At 60.7% G+C, this 18,306-nt stretch carries 15 protein-coding genes and 4 tRNA genes; 12 read left to right on the top strand and 7 right to left on the bottom strand.

Annotated elements, in window-relative coordinates; all coding sequences use genetic code 11:
- Positions 1-96 precede the first annotated feature (96 nt).
- Positions 97-1,008, bottom strand: a complete 912-nt coding sequence (locus WMP96_RS11270) for a hypothetical protein (RefSeq protein WP_340433516.1) — start codon at positions 1,006-1,008, stop codon at positions 97-99.
- Between the two features lie 198 nt (positions 1,009-1,206).
- On the opposite strand from WMP96_RS11270, the gene WMP96_RS11265 reads away from it, so the two are divergent.
- From WMP96_RS11265 to WMP96_RS11240, 6 genes are all read left to right on the top strand, one after another.
- A complete protein-coding gene (locus WMP96_RS11265) occupies positions 1,207-3,609 on the top strand; it encodes an excinuclease ABC subunit UvrA (RefSeq protein ID WP_301716772.1) in 2,403 nt (800 codons plus the stop codon).
- Between the two features lie 78 nt (positions 3,610-3,687).
- Positions 3,688-4,434, top strand: a complete 747-nt coding sequence (locus tag WMP96_RS11260; protein ID WP_340433513.1) for a hypothetical protein — start codon at positions 3,688-3,690, stop codon at positions 4,432-4,434.
- 57 nt (positions 4,435-4,491) lie between these two features.
- Positions 4,492-6,114, top strand: a complete 1,623-nt coding sequence (gene menD / locus WMP96_RS11255) for a 2-succinyl-5-enolpyruvyl-6-hydroxy-3-cyclohexene-1-carboxylic-acid synthase (protein ID WP_340433511.1) — start codon at positions 4,492-4,494, stop codon at positions 6,112-6,114.
- A complete protein-coding gene (locus tag WMP96_RS11250; protein WP_023027803.1) occupies positions 6,115-6,585 on the top strand; it encodes a DUF3592 domain-containing protein in 471 nt (156 codons plus the stop codon). It begins immediately after the preceding gene.
- 60 nt (positions 6,586-6,645) lie between these two features.
- A complete protein-coding gene (locus WMP96_RS11245; RefSeq protein ID WP_023020511.1) occupies positions 6,646-7,845 on the top strand; it encodes a glycosyltransferase family 4 protein in 1,200 nt (399 codons plus the stop codon).
- Positions 7,846-7,856: 11 nt separating this feature from the next.
- Entirely contained in the window at positions 7,857-8,546 is a 690-nt protein-coding gene (locus WMP96_RS11240) for a demethylmenaquinone methyltransferase (RefSeq protein WP_023020512.1), read from the top strand.
- Positions 8,547-8,590: 44 nt separating this feature from the next.
- Here WMP96_RS11240 and WMP96_RS11235 read toward each other — a convergent pair whose 3' ends face one another.
- Positions 8,591-9,856 (bottom strand): geranylgeranyl reductase family protein, encoded by a 1,266-nt coding sequence (locus tag WMP96_RS11235; protein ID WP_340433509.1) that lies wholly within the window; start codon positions 9,854-9,856, stop codon positions 8,591-8,593.
- Between the two features lie 98 nt (positions 9,857-9,954).
- On the opposite strand from WMP96_RS11235, the gene WMP96_RS11230 reads away from it, so the two are divergent.
- From WMP96_RS11230 to WMP96_RS11220, 3 genes are all read left to right on the top strand, one after another.
- Positions 9,955-10,959: a polyprenyl synthetase family protein gene (locus tag WMP96_RS11230; protein WP_023020514.1), complete on the top strand. Its 1,005-nt coding sequence runs from the start codon at positions 9,955-9,957 to the stop codon at positions 10,957-10,959.
- A 106-nt stretch (positions 10,960-11,065) separates the two neighbouring features.
- A tRNA-Tyr gene (locus tag WMP96_RS11225) sits at positions 11,066-11,147 on the top strand.
- Between the two features lie 493 nt (positions 11,148-11,640).
- Positions 11,641-12,225: a DUF2335 domain-containing protein gene (locus WMP96_RS11220; protein ID WP_301716776.1), complete on the top strand. Its 585-nt coding sequence runs from the start codon at positions 11,641-11,643 to the stop codon at positions 12,223-12,225.
- Here WMP96_RS11220 and WMP96_RS11215 read toward each other — a convergent pair.
- From WMP96_RS11215 to WMP96_RS11195, 5 genes are all read right to left on the bottom strand, one after another.
- A complete protein-coding gene (locus WMP96_RS11215) occupies positions 12,222-13,802 on the bottom strand; it encodes a phospho-sugar mutase (protein WP_301716777.1) in 1,581 nt (526 codons plus the stop codon). The genes WMP96_RS11220 and WMP96_RS11215 overlap by 4 nt on opposite strands.
- A 3-nt stretch (positions 13,803-13,805) precedes the next feature.
- The gene (deoC, locus tag WMP96_RS11210; protein WP_340433505.1) at positions 13,806-14,453 is read right to left on the bottom strand and encodes a deoxyribose-phosphate aldolase; all 648 of its coding nucleotides are present in this window, start codon (positions 14,451-14,453) and stop codon (positions 13,806-13,808) included.
- A gap of 10 nt (positions 14,454-14,463) precedes the next feature.
- On the bottom strand, positions 14,464-15,825 hold the full coding sequence (locus tag WMP96_RS11205) for an MFS transporter (protein WP_340433502.1): 1,362 nt from the start codon (positions 15,823-15,825) through the stop codon (positions 14,464-14,466).
- A 15-nt stretch (positions 15,826-15,840) separates the two neighbouring features.
- Positions 15,841-16,566: a purine-nucleoside phosphorylase gene (gene deoD, locus WMP96_RS11200; protein ID WP_239208169.1), complete on the bottom strand. Its 726-nt coding sequence runs from the start codon at positions 16,564-16,566 to the stop codon at positions 15,841-15,843.
- Between the two features lie 87 nt (positions 16,567-16,653).
- On the bottom strand, positions 16,654-17,610 hold the full coding sequence (locus tag WMP96_RS11195) for a sugar-binding transcriptional regulator (protein WP_340433498.1): 957 nt from the start codon (positions 17,608-17,610) through the stop codon (positions 16,654-16,656).
- Positions 17,611-17,774: 164 nt separating this feature from the next.
- Here WMP96_RS11195 and WMP96_RS11190 point away from each other — a divergent pair.
- The 3 genes from WMP96_RS11190 to WMP96_RS11180 all read left to right on the top strand — a co-directional run bounded on the left by WMP96_RS11190 (position 17,775) and on the right by WMP96_RS11180 (position 18,171).
- Positions 17,775-17,850, top strand: a tRNA-Thr gene (locus WMP96_RS11190).
- Positions 17,851-17,887: 37 nt separating this feature from the next.
- Positions 17,888-17,959: transfer RNA gene (locus tag WMP96_RS11185), tRNA-Met, on the top strand.
- 139 nt (positions 17,960-18,098) lie between these two features.
- Positions 18,099-18,171: transfer RNA gene (locus tag WMP96_RS11180), tRNA-Trp, on the top strand.
- The last annotated feature ends 135 nt before the right edge of the window (positions 18,172-18,306 follow it).

The raw sequence follows: 18,306 nt of genomic DNA, 5'->3' as shown, positions 1-18,306 counted from the left end.
GACCCGGACCGCCTGACCGCCCTCGCCGCCCCCGCCGACCGCCGCGATTGGTGGTTCGACCGCCTGCGCGCCTGCTGGCCGCACCTGGACTAGGCTCTAGAGCAAGCTTTGGTGGAACCGCCACGCCGGAGTCGCCAGCGCCCGCCGCACCTTTGGCGGACTGCTCTTTAGCCCGCGCACGCTGCGTCGATGCGCCACCGTTTCTTGCACCGTCTCCACCACCAGCTTGAGGTGGTAGTCGGTGCATTCATCAGTAAATTTCAACGGCGCCCACCCATGCTGCACCGCATGATTGGTCTTCCACGTCCCGATGAGAAATTCCCGGTGATTATCTTCCGGCGCGTGATAATAAAGCGAGTCCAAGTCCACCACCGTCGTTCCCGCTTCGAAGCCTAAATCCCAGGTGTACGGTCCTAAACGGAAATTCGGCACCGGCTTGAGCCCCACCCGCCGCATCTCGTGATACATTCGCTGCTCCCATTTCGACGCCGTCCCCACCGGCGCCCGCTCCGCCAACTCGCGCACCGCGTCCCTTTTCTTGCTGATCACCTGCTCTATATCGGCCGCGAACCTCCCCCTTCCGTTGAGCCCGCGATACGCCTGCGCCAGCGCATCCTTCAGCAGCCACTCGCTGCAGCGCTCAAAGCTTAGGGCATCTGCTACCGCCTGCGCCGGCAACGCCATCTTGACACCCTTTATCCGATTTGCCGGCACTGGTCGCGACCTCACCATATGCACCAGATCATCCGCCCGCATCCGGCTATTATTATCCACCCGGATCACCGCCGGCAGGCGTACTTCGCATAAGCCATAGGCCGCGAGAGCCGCTGTCCCTGAAAACACCGCGTCCGGATAAAGCTGTGCCACCGCGTTGAGCTTATCTTTCGCCTCTGCCTCCGCCGGGACGTAACAATTGCGCCTAAGCCGGAGGAGTCTGCCCTCTGCCACCTCCTTTTCAATTCGATATTGAGTCATTCCTTTTTCGAACAGGTCTTTTCGTGTGTACATAGCCTTTTAGACTGCTGCGCTGAGGATTCGGTTCCGCGGAACTGCTGGGATCACGACTTTCGTCCATACAAACCGCTTAAACCGTCGACGAAATCCCTGGTTTAGATGGACGAAAATCGCGATCGGTGCGCGATCAGCGGCGGAAAGCCAAGATAGAGGTCGCTGCCCAGCCCGCCACCTGTGCGTACGCTAGAGGACATGTCTACTATCAAGGTCCGCGATGCCCACCTGCACAACCTGCGCAACGTCGACGTCGATATGCCCCGTGGCAAACTCGTCGCTGTCACTGGGGTGTCCGGCTCTGGCAAGTCTTCGCTCGCTTTCGGCACGATTCACGGCGAAGGCCAGCGTCGCTACCTTGAATCGGTAGCACCCTTCGCGCGCCGCCTTATTAGCTCGGCCGTCGACCCGCAGGTCAGCCAAGTAGAGGGCTTGCCGCCGACGGTCGCACTGCAACAGTCAACCTCCGGCGGCGGTGCGCGTTCCACGGTCGGCACAGTCTCCGCACTTTCCAATAGCGTGCGCCTGCTCTACTCGCGCGCCGGGGATAATCCGGAGGGCCTGTACTCCGATTCCTTCTCGCCCAATACGCCTGAGGGAATGTGCCCGCAGTGCCACGGCACGGGCGTGGTCCACGAGCCGACTGAGGACTCCATGGTCCCGGATCCCACCCTCTCCATCGAGGAGGGTGCTATTCAGGCCTGGCCTGGCGCTTGGGCCGGCAAGAACTTCCACGACATCCTCATGAACCTGGGCTATGACCTCGATTCGCCCTGGCAAGAGCTGCCCCAAAAGGACCGCGACTGGATTCTCTTTACCGAGGAGCGCCCAGTAGTCACGGTCAAGCCCCTGCGCGGAAAGGATCAGATTCAGCGCAACTATGAGGGCACATGGCGTTCGGTGGCCAGCTACCTGAAGAAGACGCTGGCAGAGACCCAATCGGATACCCTGCGCAAGCGCACCCTGTCCTATATGGAATCGCGCGAGTGCGAAACGTGTGGCGGCCGCCGCCTCAATCCGGCTGCGCTGAAGGTGACCTATGCGGGCAGGCCCATTGATGAGCTGGGCGCGCTGCCGCTCGATAGGGTCCACGCGGTGCTCAGCAAGCAGAATCCGGAGGAGAATTCGGCCGAGGACTTATTGCTCAAACAGATTCTGCCTGCCTTGACCTCGGCGCTCGAGCTCGGCCTGGCGCATCTAAGCCTGGATCGGCCGACGCAGAGCCTGTCCGGCGGCGAGATGCAGCGTATTCGACTGGCGGCGCAGCTGCGCTCGGGTCTCTTCGGCGTGGCGTATGTGCTCGATGAGCCCTCGGCCGGCCTGCACCCCGATGAGCGCAACGCGGTCATGGATATGTGCCGCCGTTTCATCGCGGCCGGCAACTCCGTGCTCTTGGTGGAGCATGACATGGATTTGGTCGCGCAAGCGGACTGGCTCGTTGACGTCGGCCCGCTGGCCGGCGAGCGCGGCGGCAACGTGGTCTATTCGGGCCCGGTCGAAGACTATGACGCGGACACCCCTACCGCCAATGCGCTGGCTCACCGTACGCTCACGCTTGCCGACGACCCCCGCACCCCCTCCTCCCACCTCGCCCTCCGCGGCATCAACGCACGCAGCATCGACAACTTGGATGTGGACTTTGGTTTGGGCCAATTCACGGCGGTCGCCGGTGTCTCCGGTTCGGGTAAATCCACCCTGGTCAGCACGGTGCTGGCTGGGCTGTTGCGACAGTCCGCTACGGCCGTTTCCGATGAGGAAGAGACCGAGGATAAGGGTTGGTCGGTAGAGAGCACGGAAGGCTTTGACCGAGTCAAGCGCGTCGTGCAGATTACCCAAAAGCCCATCGGCCGCACCCCGCGCTCCACGCTGGCAACCTATACCGGTCTTTTCGATAACGTCCGCAAGCTCTTCGCCTCCACCGACGAGGCCAAGCAGCGCAAGTGGACGGTCTCGCGCTTTTCCTACAACGTGAAGCAAGGCCAGTGCCCCACCTGTGGCGGCGCGGGCAAAATCGAAGTGGAGCTGGTCTTTTTGCCAGGCTCGTATACCACCTGCCCAGAGTGCGGCGGCGCCCGCTTCAACGAGGAAACCCTCGAAGTAACCTGGCAGGGTCGCACCATCGCGGATATCTTGGAGCTCACCGTCGACGAAGCCGCAGAGGTATTCGCCGAAGAGGAAAAGATTTACCGCGCCATCGCCACACTGCAGGCCGTCGGCCTGGGCTACCTCCGCTTGGGTCAAGGTGCACCGGAGCTGTCCGGCGGAGAGGCCCAGCGCATCAAGCTCGCCACGGAACTGCAGCGCTCTCGCAATTCTCGCCGCGGCCACACGGTCTACCTGCTCGATGAGCCCACCACGGGCCTGCACCCAGCCGATATCGACCTGCTCAATACCGAGCTGCATAAGCTGGCGGATGCTGGACATACGGTGATCGTCGTCGAGCATGATCTTTCGGTCATGGCGAATGCGGACCGCATCATTGAGATGGGCCCGGGCGCTGGCGAAGATGGCGGCCGCATCATCGCGGATGCCACCCCGGCGCAGGTTGCCGCAGAGGATACCGCCACGGGCCGCGCCTTGAGTGCACGCCGAGCGCATTAAGCGGCGAGCCTTAGCTACCCGTTAGCTGTGGGAGACCTCTCTGGGATCTCACAGCAAAATGGGGTAGAGGTAGAGGGTATGACTACTAAAGGCCCTCATGGCGATAATAATGAAACCCGCAGCTGGTCCAGCCCGGCGGATGATGCCACGCGCCAGATTGGCCGCGTGCCCGAGAATGCCGCAGGCCCCAGCCGCGACCAAGCGCGCCGCGAGCACCCCAAGCAGTACTTCCCAGGCGAGCAGCAGACGCAGAATGAGACTCGTCAATTTGATGCGGCCGCTGGCTATCAGCAGGGCTACGGTCAGCAGCAAAGCTACGGCCAGAACTATCAGCAGCCGGCCGGGCAGGCATATGGCCAGCAATACGCGCAGCAGCCCGAGTACGAACCGGTGCCGTCGAACTATGATCCGGACCAGCCGGAAAAGCGCAAGAAGAAGGGCGGCGGAGGCGGCGCTATGGTCGGCGTCTTTGCGGCTATTGCGGTGCTGGCAGTGCTTGCCGCGGCTGTGCTGTTTTTCCTGTGGCGCAATGCCGCGGACGAGGCAGATAAGCCGGAACCAGAGCCGGTGACGGAGACACTGACCACGCAGGTTCCCACTACCGTGACGCAGACAAATGAGCCGGATACGCAGGATGAAAAGTCCAATAAGCTGCCGAAGCTGCCGGATTTCCAAAACGAGCTGCCCTCCGATATTCCGACCGAACTGCCATCAGATCTGCAAGACCAGTTGGATAGGGGCGGCGACGTGGACGTAGAGGGCCTCCTCAATGATCTCTTGGGCGGCGGCGGGGAGCCGGCCGACCAGCAAGGCACTCAGAACTAAGCGCCAGGCACCTGCCCGGTAAGGGAAATGGCGCGCGGGCAGGTAAAATCAGGCGGCATGAATGAATCGATGCAGTTGGCTGAGAAGGTAGCCACCCAACTGGCGCGCCACCTCACGGATGTCGTCTTGTGCCCTGGTTCGCGCAACGCGCCGCTGTCGTTGGCGCTTTTAGCACGTGATGATATCCGCGTTCACACCCGCCTCGATGAGCGCGGAGGCGCGTTTACCGCCCTAGGCATGGCGCGAGTGCAGCGCCGCCACGTGGGCGTGGTGATGACCTCGGGAACTGCCGTGGCCAATACCCTGCCGGCCGTGGTGGAGGCACATTATTCCCATACGCCGCTGGCCATCATTAGCGCCGACCGGCCAGAGCGTCTGGTAGGCACGGGTGCCTCCCAAACCATCGAACAACAGGGCATCTTCGGCGTATACGCGAAAACCACCCAGGTCACCAGCGCAGATGATCTGGAGGCGATGTCCCAGCGCTTCCGCACAGACCTGCAAGTACACATCAATGTGGCCTTTGATGCCCCGCTTGTCGACGCCGCCTTGCCCGCCCGTACCTCCGGCGACGGCGGGCGCGAGCCAGCACCGGCCTTTGTGGACCACGGCGAAGTAGCCGTGGACTTGAGCAAGAACACACTGGTCATTGCCGGTGATGAAGCCTGGGAGGTAGAAGGCTTAGAAGACGTGCCGACCATCGCAGAGCCAAGCGCGCCGGGCCCGTACCATCCGGTACATCCGGCGGCGGCGCATATCTTCCGCAAGGCGCAGGTCTCCGCGAATGATTATGTGGTCAATACCAAGGTGGAACAGGTCATCGTCGTCGGGCACCCGACGCTGCACCGCAGCGTTTTGGCGCTGATGAATGATCCGGATATTGATCTGGTGGTGCTCTCGCGCACCAAGGACTTCACCAATCAGCGCGGCAACGATGCTCGGTTGGGCACCACTGTCAAGGTCACCGGCGAGCAGAGCCGCGAGTGGATGAAGGTTTGCGAGGGTGCTACCGACATGGCGGGGCAAGCCGTGCGCGAGACTCTTGAGGACGAAGACCTGGGATTTACCGGGCTGCACGTGGCGGCCGCGGTGGGCGATACGCTCTCCGTCAACGACACCCTGGTCCTTGGCGCCTCGAACCCGGTGCGCGATGCTGCATTAGTGGGCTTGCCCTTCGACGGTGTCGATACGTACTCGCCGCGCGGGGCGGCCGGTATTGACGGAACCATCGCCCAGGCCATCGGCATTTCCTTGGCCACACAATCGCTGGATCCCACCAATTGGCGTGCCCCACGCGTTATGGCGCTGATGGGCGATGTCACCTTCTTGCATGATGCGAATAGCCTACTCATCCCGGAAGACCAACCGCGTCCGGAAAACCTCACCATCGTCGTAGCCAATGACAATGGTGGCGGCATCTTTGAGACCCTTGAGCAGGGGGCCGATGCGCTGCGCGCGTCATTCGAGCCGGCGTTTGGGACGCCGCATGGGGTGGACGTCGGCAAGCTGGCAGAAGCCTACGAGGCAGACTACCGCGAGGTCACTACCCCGCAGGAGCTGCTGGATACGCTGGCGGAACTTAAGGAATACTCCACCGGTATCACCATCGTGGAAGCAAAGACCACCCGTGCCACGCGCCGGGCGCTCACTGAGAAGTTGACCGCAAAGGTGGGCCAGTAAGTGGCTTCGCCGCAGCATAAACCGCACGCAGCCGTGGTGCCGCGCTATACGGCTGCGGTCTATCGTCGCCGCCTGCACCAGCTGACGCTGGCGTTGTATCTGGCCGCACTCGTGGGTGTGGTAGGCATGGTCATCGGACCGGCGCTAAATGATCACGCCATCGCCGCCCACCCCGCGCGTGCTCTGGCCACGGTCAAAGACGTGGGAATGCTGCGCACCACGGTGGATTTCCAAGACAGTGAGGGGATTTACCACACCCCGAAGCACGGGCTGCTTTATCCCAGCGGCCTGGGTGAGGGGCAGCAGGTGTGGGTGCAATACGCCCTCGATGACCCTGATCTGGTCAAGGTAGAAGGCCGTAAGTGGACGCTGGCTATCATCCCAGCGGCTTCGGTAGGGGTGGTGGCTACACTTATTGCGGCCGCTTTGTGGAAGCTGATTAGCTTCTTTACCCGCCGTGCGGAGAAATAATTAACCAAGATTTTCCACTAGCTTCACCATTAACTTAAGAAAATAGGTCATTATGGTGGCATGCGTGTTGCGATCGTGGCTGAATCCTTCCTTCCCAATGTCAATGGTGTGACCAACTCAGTGCTGCGCGTTTTGGAGCATCTGCACGAGACGGGGCAGGAGGCCATTGTTATCGCGCCGGGCGCCCGCGAAGGCCAAGAGGAAATTCCGGACTACCTCGGATTCCCCATCTACCGCGTGCCCACCGTGCGCGTGCCGCTGGTGGATTCGCTTCCGGTGGGAGTTCCTACAACGGCGGTGGATGAGGCACTGCGTGATTTCAAGCCGGATATCATCCACCTAGCCAGCCCCTTCGTACTCGGCGCGGCAGGTGCCTTCTCCGCCCGTCAGCAACGCGTGCCGGCCGTGGCGCTGTACCAGACTGACGTCGCCGGATTCGCCACCAAATACCATGCTTCCGCGCTGGCCTATGGCGTCTGGGAGTGGCTGCGCACCATCCACAACTCCTGCCAGATGACCCTGGCACCGTCTTCTCTGACCATCCGGGATCTGGAAAAGCACCACATCAAAAACGTGCGCCATTGGGGACGCGGCGTGAATGCGGAGCTTTTCCACCCATCCAAGCGCTCTGCTGAGCTGCGCCGCAGCTGGGAGCCGAGCGGCACGAAGAATATCGTCGGCTTCGTTGGGCGTTTGGCTGCGGAAAAGGGGGTGCACCGGTTATCGGCGCTCAATGGACGCGAAGATATCCAGCTGGTCATCGTGGGCGATGGGCCGGAGCGGCCATTATTGGAAGCCCAGCTTCCTGGGGCCGTGTTTACTGGCGCTCTGTCTGGCGAAGAACTTGCCGCGGCCTATGCCTCTTTGGATGTTTTTGTCCACGCCGGTGAGTTTGAGACCTTCTGCCAGTCCATTCAGGAGGCGCAGGCCTCCGGCGTGCCTACCATTGGGCCGCGTGCCGGTGGTCCGGTAGACCTCATTGAGGAGGGCTATAACGGGCTTTTGTTGGACGTGAAGACCTTTGTGGAAGACCTCCCCAATGCGGTGGATGCGCTGCTCAACCCAGAGATCCATCAGGAGATGCGCGATAATGCCCGCGAGTCCATTTCTTCCAAGACGTGGAAGGCGCTGTGCGAGCAGCTCGTGGGCTATTACGAAGAGGTGCTGGAGGATACCCGCCGGGTGCCCCTGACCATTTTGGGGCAGCGCCCGGCGCTGCCGCGGTGGGCGGCTCGTGCCCTCGGCGCCCGCGTGGCCTAAACTGATCATTTGTGTCTAAGGCAGATCTGGATAAAAAGCCCTTCGATGTGGCGCGCATGTTTGACGCCGTGGGCGAGAAGTACGACCTCACTAATACTGTCTTGTCCTTCGGGCAGGACGCGCACTGGCGCAAGCGCACCCGCGAGCGACTAAACCTACAGCCGGGGGAGAAGGTCCTCGATCTTGCGGCCGGCACCGCCGTATCCACCGTGGAATTGTCCAAGTCCGGTGCGTGGTGCGTGGCGTGCGATTTCTCCCGCGGGATGTTGGCCGCTGGCCGTGAGCGTGACGTACCCAAGGTGGCCGGCGATGGCATGAAGCTGCCGTTTGCGGATAATACTTTTGATGCGGTGACCATCTCTTATGGACTGCGCAATATCCACGACTTTGAGCTCGGGCTGCGTGAAATGGCGCGCGTGACCAAGCCGGGCGGGCGTCTAGCGGTGGCGGAATTTTCCACCCCGGTGGTGCCGATTTTTGGCACCGTGTACAAGGAATACTTAATGCGCCTGTTGCCGCCGGTGGCGCGCGTGGTTTCTTCTAATCCGGATGCCTATATCTACCTCGCGGAGTCCATTCGTGCATGGCCGGGGCAAGAGGAGCTCGCGGCGGCTATCAATCGCAATGGCTGGGCCGAGGCTGGTTGGCAGAACCTTACCTTTGGCATCGTGGCGCTGCACTCGGCGGTCAAGCCCGCCTAGGTGCGGGCCTGGGCCCGCACCTAGAGACATGAGGGGGACGGGGACTAAGCCGCGGTGGAATCCCACAGGGGAGTATCGCGGCGGAGAGACGATACGGTGCGGCCAGCAGCGCGCCAGGTGCGCGCGATGAGGTCGCGGTCGTCGTCAGTGATGAGATTGCCCATCAGGCGTGCGGCGGCCGGCATGAGCATGCGGCCGATGGGCCCGCGCAGGGCCAGCGGACCGGCAATCGGGAGGAACTGCGGGTAGGTCAAAAGGCGCGCGGCCGTGCGGGCGAGGAGGAAGGATTCGCCGTAGTGTTCGCGCAGGACGGCTGGCCAGGCGAGGGTGAAATCCTTTGGGCCGAGTAGATCCACGGCAAGCGCGGCAGTCTCCAAGCCATAATCGATGCCTTCGCCGTTGAGGGGGTTGATGCAGGCGGCGGCATCGCCGATGAGCATCCAATTGGCACCGGCCACGTTGGATACCGCGCCGCCCATGGGCAGTAGGGCAGAGGTGACGTGTTCAATCCCCCCTAGGCCCCACTCGGGGCGCTGCTGGGCGGCGTAGAACTCGAGTAGCTTCTTGGTGTTGATCTTGGCGGGGCGCTGCGCGGTCGAGAGCGCGCCAAGGCCGATGTTGACCTGGCCGAGCTCAAGGCCGAGCGGGAAGATCCACCCGTAGCCCGGCTGCACCTCGCCGTCTTCGTCCTTGAGCTCCACGTGGGAGTGCATCCAGGGCTCATCGGCATGTGTGGAGGAAGCATAGGAGCGTGCGGCGATTCCATAGACTTCCTCGCGGTGCCAGGTGCGGCCAAGTTTCTTGCCAAAGGTAGAGCGCACGCCATCGGCCACAATGACCCACGTGGCGTGTACGGTGGCTTCGCCCACGCGGAAAGACGTCACGCGGTTTCCTTCGAGCATGGGATCGGTAGCGGGGGTGCCGGTGATAAGGGTGGCGCCGGCGTCTACGGCGGCGTCGACAAGCAGGGCATCAAAGCGATAGCGTGGCAGGGCCGTACCCACCTGGGAAGGGTAGATCTTCGGCCACGGCGCGGTAATATCGCCGCCGTATCCGTGCAGCTTCAGGCCGCGATTGCGGTAGGAGGCGTTGACCTTAAGGCCCAGCTCGTCGAGCTGATGCATCGCGCGTGGGGTGAGCCCGTCACCGCAGGTTTTCTCGCGGGGAAACGTCGCGGAATCAATAAGGAGGGTGTCAAAGCCCGCGCGTGCGGCGTGAATCGCGGCGGCGGCTCCGGCAGGTCCAGCGCCAATGATGGCGACTTCGACATAGGTTTGGGAATCGATCTGCTCCGACATGAGGACTATCATTGCATGAGTTCGCCCCCTCGAGTGTGTTTAGGGGCGCGGATTGGACTACGGTAGGTAATCGATTATCTCTGGCTTTTAGTTGCAAGGAACACTATTTAATGACTCACGGTCAATCGCATGCCACGCACGTGGATCTTGGTGATCCGCAGCTCAACGAGCGCATTGGTGCGGGCATGGAAGCAGTAGAAGACAAGCTGCGCAGTGAAATCGACCGCGGCCAGGACTTCTTAAAGGATAAGGTCAGCCACCTGTCCAAGGCCGGTGGCAAGCGCTTTCGCCCTATGATGGCGCTATTGGCCTCCGAGTATGGTTCGCGTCCGGGCTGCGAAGAGGTTGTTAAGGCCGCCACCGTCGTGGAGATGGTGCACGTGGCCACTCTTTATCATGACGATGTCATGGATGAGGCAGACCGCCGTAGGGGCGTGGAATCCGCGAATTCGCGGTGGAATAATTCCGTGGCCATCCTCGCCGGCGATGCGCTCTTGGCGCATGCCTCCCGCCTGATGAGCGAGCTGGATACCCACACCGTAGGCCACTTTGCCGATACCTTTGAAGAGCTGGTTACCGGCCAGATGCGCGAGACCATCGGCGCGGGCGAGGCTAATGCCGTGGAGCACTATACGGCGGTTATCCGCGAAAAGACCGCCGTGCTCATTGCCTCTGCGGGCTACTTGGGCGCCTATCACTCCGGTGCCTCGGCCGAGCATGCCGCAGCCCTGCACCGCATTGGTGGTGCCATCGGCATGATCTTCCAGATTGTGGACGATGTCATCGACATCTTCTCCGACCCTAAGGAATCCGGCAAGACCCCGGGCACGGACCTGCGTGAGGGCGTATTTACTTTGCCGGTTCTCTATGCCTTGGAAGAAGAGGGTGAGGTGGGCGATAAGCTGCGTGAGCTGCTCACTGGGCCGCTGCATTCCGACGCCGAGGTGGAGCGTGCCATTGAGCTCCTGCACCAATCTGGTGGCCGACAGAAGGCGCTGGAGGACATCACTGCCTACTTGCGCGTGGTAGAGGAGCAGCTCGCCGTGCTGCCGGAGAATTCGGCCAGCCAGGCCCTGCGCCAATTGGCGGATTACACTGTGCGCCGCGTGGGCTAGCTGCTTGGCGACGCCCTCCTCTATCGTCTTTTCCCCTTATGTGCTGGCGATTTGTAGGTAGGTGGGTGGTTCGTAGTAAAGTACTTACTCGCACCACACAGTGCATGCCAGGTTGCCCGAGCGGCCAAAGGGAGCGGACTGTAAATCCGCCGGCATTGCCTTCAGAAGTTCGAATCTTCTACCTGGCACAGAATGAACCCCGCAAGCAAAAGCTTGCGGGGTTGCGTCGTACCTGCAGTCGTGAGACGGGTGCTACCGGCAGGACCCCTGTCTGCGGGAGCTTTGAGCCCTGTGGAACACCGCATAGGCACCAACGAGGAATACAGCTAGGAATATCCCAGCGATCGTGAAGTAGAAAAATCCATTTCCTAACCTACGAGAAATATCCGGCAATGAGGTGTAATCCGATCCCGCCAGGGCCTTGGCAATGTATGCCGCATTCAAACCGCCAATGAAATAACCGAGGCAGAGCAATGATGAAATACCAACTGCAATCTTTAGCAAAACTGTTAAGGATGAATGGTGGGGTCCTGTAGTCTTTAACTCCTCTCATTTTGGCCTTCAGGACCAGCAAACTACACCTTCCTAAGGTGCTGTGTACAAACAGGCGTGCTCGGTAGCCATACCATCAGTCACAGAAAGTCACTGTAGAGATGAAGGTATGAGGTTTAGCGATAGGATATGGGATATGAAGAAGATCCGAACGATGCTGGACGGGGTAAACGAGATTCACCTATTTCAAAGCCAGCGAGTAGCGCAGGCAGCGCAGCAAGCGCATCTGCGCAATCGGACTCGCAGTTATCGGGCGCACCAGAAAATAAACGCAGCGATTTCCCACCAGTTGGAGGAGCGCTCCCTGGCGTAAATAGACTTTCTAACCTTGACGACCAAATTGCTGTGTGGGCGCATCAGGGGCCAACTCCGCATCCACAGATAATCAAACAGCACAATGACATTCAGCCGGGCGCAGGCGATCGGATTATGGAGGACGCTCATGCAGATATTGTCCTCGATAGGAAAGTTACAGCAGAATCTTTCGAGTACGCGATATTTGAATCAAAAGTACGGCTCTTTACGGCCGTAGGTGTCATTTTCGGCGCGCTCATCCTTATACCGGCGATACTCGTTCTTTTTGACCCACCGGAATCGATAGTTGGTACTGCGGCGGTGGGCCTGGCGGCAGCAAGCCCACTAGTCCGCACCCTCATTGGCCCTAAGCAATCTCAGAAGGACCAGTTAGAGAGCGCGGAGCGGGGAGGGGTTTAAATCTCGAAGTAGGCGCGCAGGTCGGCCGCAATAGCATCGAGGCGGTCGGCGTCGGGGGATTCGATGTAGCACTTCAGCTTCGGCTCGGTACCGGAGGGGCGCACGATGACGCGGTCATCGTTGTTGGTGAAGAACTTGGAGCCTTGGGCGAATTTCTCTACCTTCGCCACTGGGGAGCCGGCCAGCTCCGTGGGTGGGGTAGAGGCGACCTTGTCCATCGCTTGGGCGATGATGCTGAGGTCATCTACGCGGAAGGTCAGCGGTTGGGTATACAGGGCCCCAACGGCGGCATAGATGCCCTCCAATCGCTCCAGCAGGGTGGTTCCTGCGGACTTGCACTCGGCTGCGAGGCTGGCGAGCACTACGGAGGTTGCGATGCCATCCTTGTCACGGACAGCGGTGGGATCGGGGCAGAATCCAATGGCCTCCTCATAGCCAAAGGCGAGATCCGGGGTTCGTGCGATCCACTTGAAGCCGGTCAGCGTCTCTTCGTGGCCGAGGCCGTAGTGCGCGGCGATGCGCCCGAGCAGGCGGGAGGAGACGAGGGAATTGGCAAAATTGCCGGTCGCCCCGCGGCGGGCCAGATAGTCGCCCAAAAGGGCACCGGTTTCATCGCCGGTGAACTGGTGCCAGGAGCCAGAAGCAGTGGGCACGGCGGCGGCGCAGCGGTCCGCATCGGGGTCATAAGCGATAAGGATATCGGCGCCGATCTCCTCAGCGTGGCGGATACCCAGATCAAGGGCGCCGGGCTCTTCCGGGTTGGGGAAGGAGACGGTGGGGAAATCCGGATCCGGTTGGGCCTGCTCAGGAACTAGCGAGACGCGGAAGCCACAGCGGGTGAGAAGTTCTTTGCCCAAGGCAGCACCAACGCCGTGCATGGCCGTGAGCGCGATGGTGACATCGGAGCTTTCGCCTACGAGTTGTGCCGCGCGGTCGAGGTAGTCGGCGCGGGTATCGACGTTCTCGACATTCGCCGCAGAAAGCGGGATTTCATCGGCATGAGGTGCCGCGGCGATGGCTTCCGCGATTTCGGCATCGGCGGGCGAGATAAGTTGCACGCCTTCCGCAGGGCCGGTGGCGATGCGGCCGCCCAAGTACACCTTGTAGCCATTATCGGCCGGCGGACTATGCGAGGCGGTAACCATGATGCCAGCATCTGCCTTGAGCTTGTGTACCGTGAAAGCGGTCAGCGGGGTGGGGTTTTGTGCGGGCAAAACCAGGGCCCGGCCGCCAGCTGCGGAGATGACCTGCGCCGCATCGCGTTGGAACTGCGCGGAGCCGTGGCGGGCATCGCAACCAATAGCCACGACTGGGGTATCGACCTGCTGCTTGAGCCATGTGATGAGCCCGTAGGTGGTGCGGATGACCACGGCGCGGTTCATGCGGGACTCACCCGGGCCCACGGCGGCGCGCAGGCCCGCGGTGCCAAAGGCCAGGAGGCCGGCGAAGGCGGAGGCGAGCTCGGCGGTATTGCCCTCCTCAATCCAGGTCTTTACCTGGCGGGCGGTATCCGGATCAGGGTCGTGCTCGGCCCACGTACGGGCGTAGTCATAATCTACGGCGGCGGCTTTCGACATGGCTTAGAGCTCCTCGAGGATCTTGGCGGAGGAGGACAGGCCCAAGCGGGTCGCGCCAGCCTCAATCATGGCTAGGGCATCCTTCGCGGTACGGATGCCGCCAGAGGCCTTCACGCCTAACCTATCGCCTACGGTCTCGCGCATGAGCTTTACGGCATGCACGGAGGCCCCGCCGGCCGGGTGGAAGCCAGTGGAGGTTTTAACAAAGTCCGCCTGGGCGGCTGCGGCGGCCTTGCAGGCGAGGACAATGGCGTCGTCGGAAAGCGCGGCGGATCCAATGATGACCTTGAGAACCTTGCCCGGGATGGCATCGCGCACGGCCTGGATTTCGGCCTGCAGATCCTCGGCGCGGCCCTCAATGGCTAGCGGGATATTGATGACCATGTCCACTTCTTCGGCACCATCGGCAACCGCGCGGGCTGCCTCAGCGGCCTTGATCTCCGGCTTTACTGCCCCGGAGGGAAAGCCGACGACGGTGGCAATGTGCAGGGAGTCAGGAACCTCGATGGGCAAGGCGGAGGGGGAAACGCATACGGAGTAGGTGCCCAGCTCGGCTGCCTCATTTACCAGGGCGCGGAATTGTTCCGGGGTGGCCTCCGGCTTGAGCAGGGTGTGATCGATGATGGATGCAACGTCGGTGCGGGAAGTCATAATTTTCTCCTTAACGGGCTGGGCGGGATTCGGAACGGGCCATCTTGAGGTCAGAAACTACGTATAGGGCAATGCCAATAGCAGCCACGGTGGCCAGGATCCACAGCACGGTGTTATAGCTAGCGAGGTCCTGCAGCTTGGCGGTATAGGCAATGCCCAGCGGGATGGCGATATTGATGGTCAGGTTATAAAAACCAATGGCGATGCCGGACTTGACGGCGCTGATATTGCGCAGCGCGGTATTAACCAGCGGCGCGTACACCAGTGAAAAGCCGGAGGCGAAGGCCACGATGGCTGCGATGAGAATAGCGACGTGGAGTTGCACAAAAAGCGCGGCCATCACTAGTGCGCCGGCAACTAAGGCGAAGGCGGTGTAGATGGTGGCGCGGGAGGATAAAACGGTGCCGATCTTTCCGGAGAAGATGCCGATGAGGATGGCGCAGATATAGCCCGGGATCATCAACAGGGAGGCTTTATCGATATTCATGCCGTGCAGGTCATGCGCCGCAAAAGGCAGCAAGAAGATGAAGCCCATCTGGGTGGAATAGACGAAGAAGACCATGAGGATGGTCCACACGTAGCGGCCGTTGGTGAAAAACTCCGGGGTGACCACGGGATACTTGGCGTGGCCGATGTGGTAAACAAAGCCCACCACGCCGAGGACAGCCACGATGAGATATACCCAGTCGAACTCCTGCATGAATAAGGTCAGGCCAGTGGCAAAGACGGCGATGAAAAATAGGCCGAGCACATCGAGGTGTCCCTCCACGGCCTCATCTTCTGGCACCAGCTTGATGATTGGTGGGATGGTCAGAATGAGGATGAGCGGGATTAGGAACATCGCCGTCCACGAGACATAGGTGGAAATAAAGCCAGAGGTCAACGCGCCGATGAGCAGGCCGGCTTGGAAGGCGGCGGTGGAAAAGCCCAGGTAGGTCTTTTGATCGGCCTCGCTTAAGTGCTTGGTCACGTAAATGACATAAAGCGTCTCCGCGGCGGCGAGGCCGGCGGTTTGAATGAGGCGACCGGCCAGCACCATGGGCCAGAAGCTAGAAAAGGCGAAGGCTAAGATCGATCCCACGGCAATGAGGACGACGCCGGTGAGCATGAGCTTGCGGATGGAAATGGAATCCGCCAGCGCGGCATAGACCACGGCGCCGATGCCGATGATGACGCCGGCGAGGGAAGCCTGCAGGGAGGCGGTCTTAACGGAAAGGTCGAGCGCCTGGGCAATCGGCATGGTCATCGTCTTAAAGCCGTTATCAATAACCAATGAGAAGACGAAGAGCAGGATGGGGACGGCAACCTTGGGGTTTACCGCGGAGCCTGGCCGCTTGTCCTGCGGGGAAGCAGAAGTAGTAGAAGAAGTCACGGGGAAGGCGTCCTTTTAGTCGAGCGCGTTAAGCGGCAGCGCGAGTTCAATCATGGTGCGGAAGGCGGTTTGACGCTCTTCGGCAGAAAGCTTGGTACCGTGCACGAGGTTGTCGGATACGGTGAAAAGCCCCAGCGCGTCGACGCCGGCTTCGGCCGCGGTGGCATAAAGCGCTGCGGATTCCATCTCGACGCCGAGCACGCCCATGTGCGCCCAGCGTTCGTTGACGGATTGGTCAAAGTTATAGAAGATATCCGAGCTCAAGATATTGCCCACGTGAATGTGTGCCTGCTGCTTCTCGGATTCATCCACCAAAGCCTTGAGGAGCTTCCACGAGGCGGTCGGAGCGTAGCTGCCCGGCAGGTTGTACTGGCTCAAGAAATTGGAATCGGTGGAGGCGGAGGAGGCGACGATGACATCGTGCAGCTCGATGTCTTCTTGCATAGCGCCGATGGAACCGACGCGGATGAGCTTCTTTACGCCGTAGTTGTGGATGAGCTCCCAGGAGTAGATGCCGATGGAGGGAATACCCATGCCGGTGCCCATGACCGAAACGGGGTTGCCTTTATAGGTTCCGGTAAACCCCAGCATATTGCGCACGCCGTTGAACTGGACGGTGTCTGACAGGAAGTTTTCGGCGATGAATTGTGCGCGTAGTGGGTCGCCGGGCAGCAAGATGGTTTCTGCAATGGGCGCGCCCTGCGGGTTGATGTGTGGGGTGGCAATATCGGTAGCGGACATAGCTTCGCTCCTCGGTGTGTGGGGGGGATTTTACACACTTAGCTTAACCCCGCAGGAACCCATGTCAATGACGCAATTTACAATTGTTCAACCTTTGTGGGAGGCCTCACTAGCCCAGTCCACGAGCTTGCGCGCGGTGGCCTGATCTGTGACCAGATGGGTAGCCAATCCCTTGCGCAGCGCCACCCATATGGCCCGCGCCTTAGATGCGCCGCCAGCTACCAGCACCCGGGTGGGGCGCGTGGCCAAGTCTGCGAGGCTGATGCCCACGGTGCGGGCGTCTACGGCCGGGCAGGCTACTTCCCCGCAGGCGTCGAAGAAGCGCGAGCACGCATCACCCACAGCATTGTCTGCAATCTGCTGTTTCTCGGCCGCGGTCAGATAGCCCAGGTTGAAAGCTAAAGATTCCTGCTCGGCCGAGCCCACCGTAAAGACCGCCACGCTTACCGACGCCCCCTTATGCAAAATCTGCCCAATATGCCTATCGCGCTCCACCCACTGCTTGGCCTCCGCGGAATCGAAGATGCCCGGCAGCGGTAAAAGGTGGGCCTCGGCATTGAAGGCGTGGGCAAAGGCCTGCAGGGTGTAGAAGTCTTTAGTGGATCGCTCCGTGTGTGAGTGGCCACCTTTTAGTTGTACAATCTCTACGCCTTCCCGTGGCTGTCGCCGCAGGTGAGAAGCGACGGCGGACATCGTCTCGCCCCAAGAGAGGCCGACGCTGGTGCCATCCTCAATGAGTTCTTCCAGGAGGGCGGCGCCGGCGCTGCCCAGGTCTGCTAGGGGAGAACCGCCGGGTGGGGTGGTGGTCACGCGGACGTCGGCAAGCGCAAAGCGTTGGCGTAGTTGGCCCACTAGTTCATCGGATTGCTCCCGCGGATCGGCAATGCTGATGGTGACAAAGCCGCGCGCGGAGGCGTGGCTGAGCAACTTGGACACCGTGGGCCGGGAAACCCCAAGATGATGGGCAACCTCGGCCTGAGAGAAGCCGGAGTTGTAGTACAACTTTGCGGCGTCAATGGACTGGGCATCCTTCTGATCCAACATGCCTTTCATTCAAGCACATTCACATGCGCGATAAGGTGTCATAAAAGCTTCCCATTTTTGCGCTCTGACGTGGCGATTTGTGTAAAACGTTGCAAGCGGGTTAGATTATTGGAGTCCGCAACGGAGAGCACAACGAAATAGCGATGTGTTCAACGCTAGGATGTGCCCCCTTAGCTCAGTCGGCAGAGCGTTTCCATGGTAAGGAAAAGGTCGACAGTTCGATTCTGTCAGGGGGCTCCATTCATGTTCGGAGGAAGAAATTCCCCAAGGTGAATATGGCGGTGTAGCTCAGTGGTAGAGCAAGCGACTCATAATCGCTGTGTCGCGAGTTCAATTCTCGCCATCGCTACCGGGAAAGAAAGGCGCCCGCAGGGCGCTTTTTTATTACCGCGCTGAAGGCTTTGCAGACCCGCCTGGTTTCAGATTGGAACTACGGCTCTGGTAAGGTCTTCAACGCTTGATGCTGAGGCATTAAGAGATAAAAGAATAGGGGCGTGGCGCAATTGGTAGCGCAACGGTCTCCAAAACCGTAGGTTGCAGGTTCGAGTCCTGTCGCCCCTGCACAGTAAACCCCGTCACTTGATTTCAGGTGGCGGGGTTTGTTCATGCCATATTTTCCCTTGATTTCTAGTGGTCGTGGAAACACCTGACATGGGTTAGGTGATTGTGTGGAGTCGAAATGGGTTCCGGATTCTG

Source organism: Corynebacterium sp. KPL4035 (assembly GCF_037908325.1).
In the GTDB taxonomy this organism is placed as follows: domain Bacteria; phylum Actinomycetota; class Actinomycetes; order Mycobacteriales; family Mycobacteriaceae; genus Corynebacterium; species Corynebacterium kefirresidentii.
Note: the sequence above shows the minus strand (reverse complement) of the source record. Positions and strands in the feature narration are given on the sequence as shown.

What these genes read in the sequence shown, in the direction of transcription:
- WMP96_RS11270 (WP_340433516.1), bottom strand. Translation starts at nt 1,008, where the DNA reads ATGTACACACGAAAAGACCTGTTCGAAAAAGGAATGACTCAATATCGA.
- WMP96_RS11265 (WP_301716772.1), top strand. Translation starts at nt 1,207, where the DNA reads ATGTCTACTATCAAGGTCCGCGATGCCCACCTGCACAACCTGCGCAAC.
- WMP96_RS11260 (WP_340433513.1), top strand. Translation starts at nt 3,688, where the DNA reads ATGACTACTAAAGGCCCTCATGGCGATAATAATGAAACCCGCAGCTGG.
- menD (WP_340433511.1), top strand. Translation starts at nt 4,492, where the DNA reads ATGAATGAATCGATGCAGTTGGCTGAGAAGGTAGCCACCCAACTGGCG.
- WMP96_RS11245 (WP_023020511.1), top strand. Translation starts at nt 6,646, where the DNA reads ATGCGTGTTGCGATCGTGGCTGAATCCTTCCTTCCCAATGTCAATGGT.
- WMP96_RS11235 (WP_340433509.1), bottom strand. Translation starts at nt 9,856, where the DNA reads ATGATAGTCCTCATGTCGGAGCAGATCGATTCCCAAACCTATGTCGAA.
- WMP96_RS11230 (WP_023020514.1), top strand. Translation starts at nt 9,955, where the DNA reads ATGACTCACGGTCAATCGCATGCCACGCACGTGGATCTTGGTGATCCG.
- WMP96_RS11220 (WP_301716776.1), top strand. Translation starts at nt 11,641, where the DNA reads ATGGGATATGAAGAAGATCCGAACGATGCTGGACGGGGTAAACGAGAT.
- WMP96_RS11215 (WP_301716777.1), bottom strand. Translation starts at nt 13,802, where the DNA reads ATGTCGAAAGCCGCCGCCGTAGATTATGACTACGCCCGTACGTGGGCC.
- deoC (WP_340433505.1), bottom strand. Translation starts at nt 14,453, where the DNA reads ATGACTTCCCGCACCGACGTTGCATCCATCATCGATCACACCCTGCTC.
- deoD (WP_239208169.1), bottom strand. Translation starts at nt 16,566, where the DNA reads ATGTCCGCTACCGATATTGCCACCCCACACATCAACCCGCAGGGCGCG.
- WMP96_RS11195 (WP_340433498.1), bottom strand. Translation starts at nt 17,610, where the DNA reads ATGTTGGATCAGAAGGATGCCCAGTCCATTGACGCCGCAAAGTTGTAC.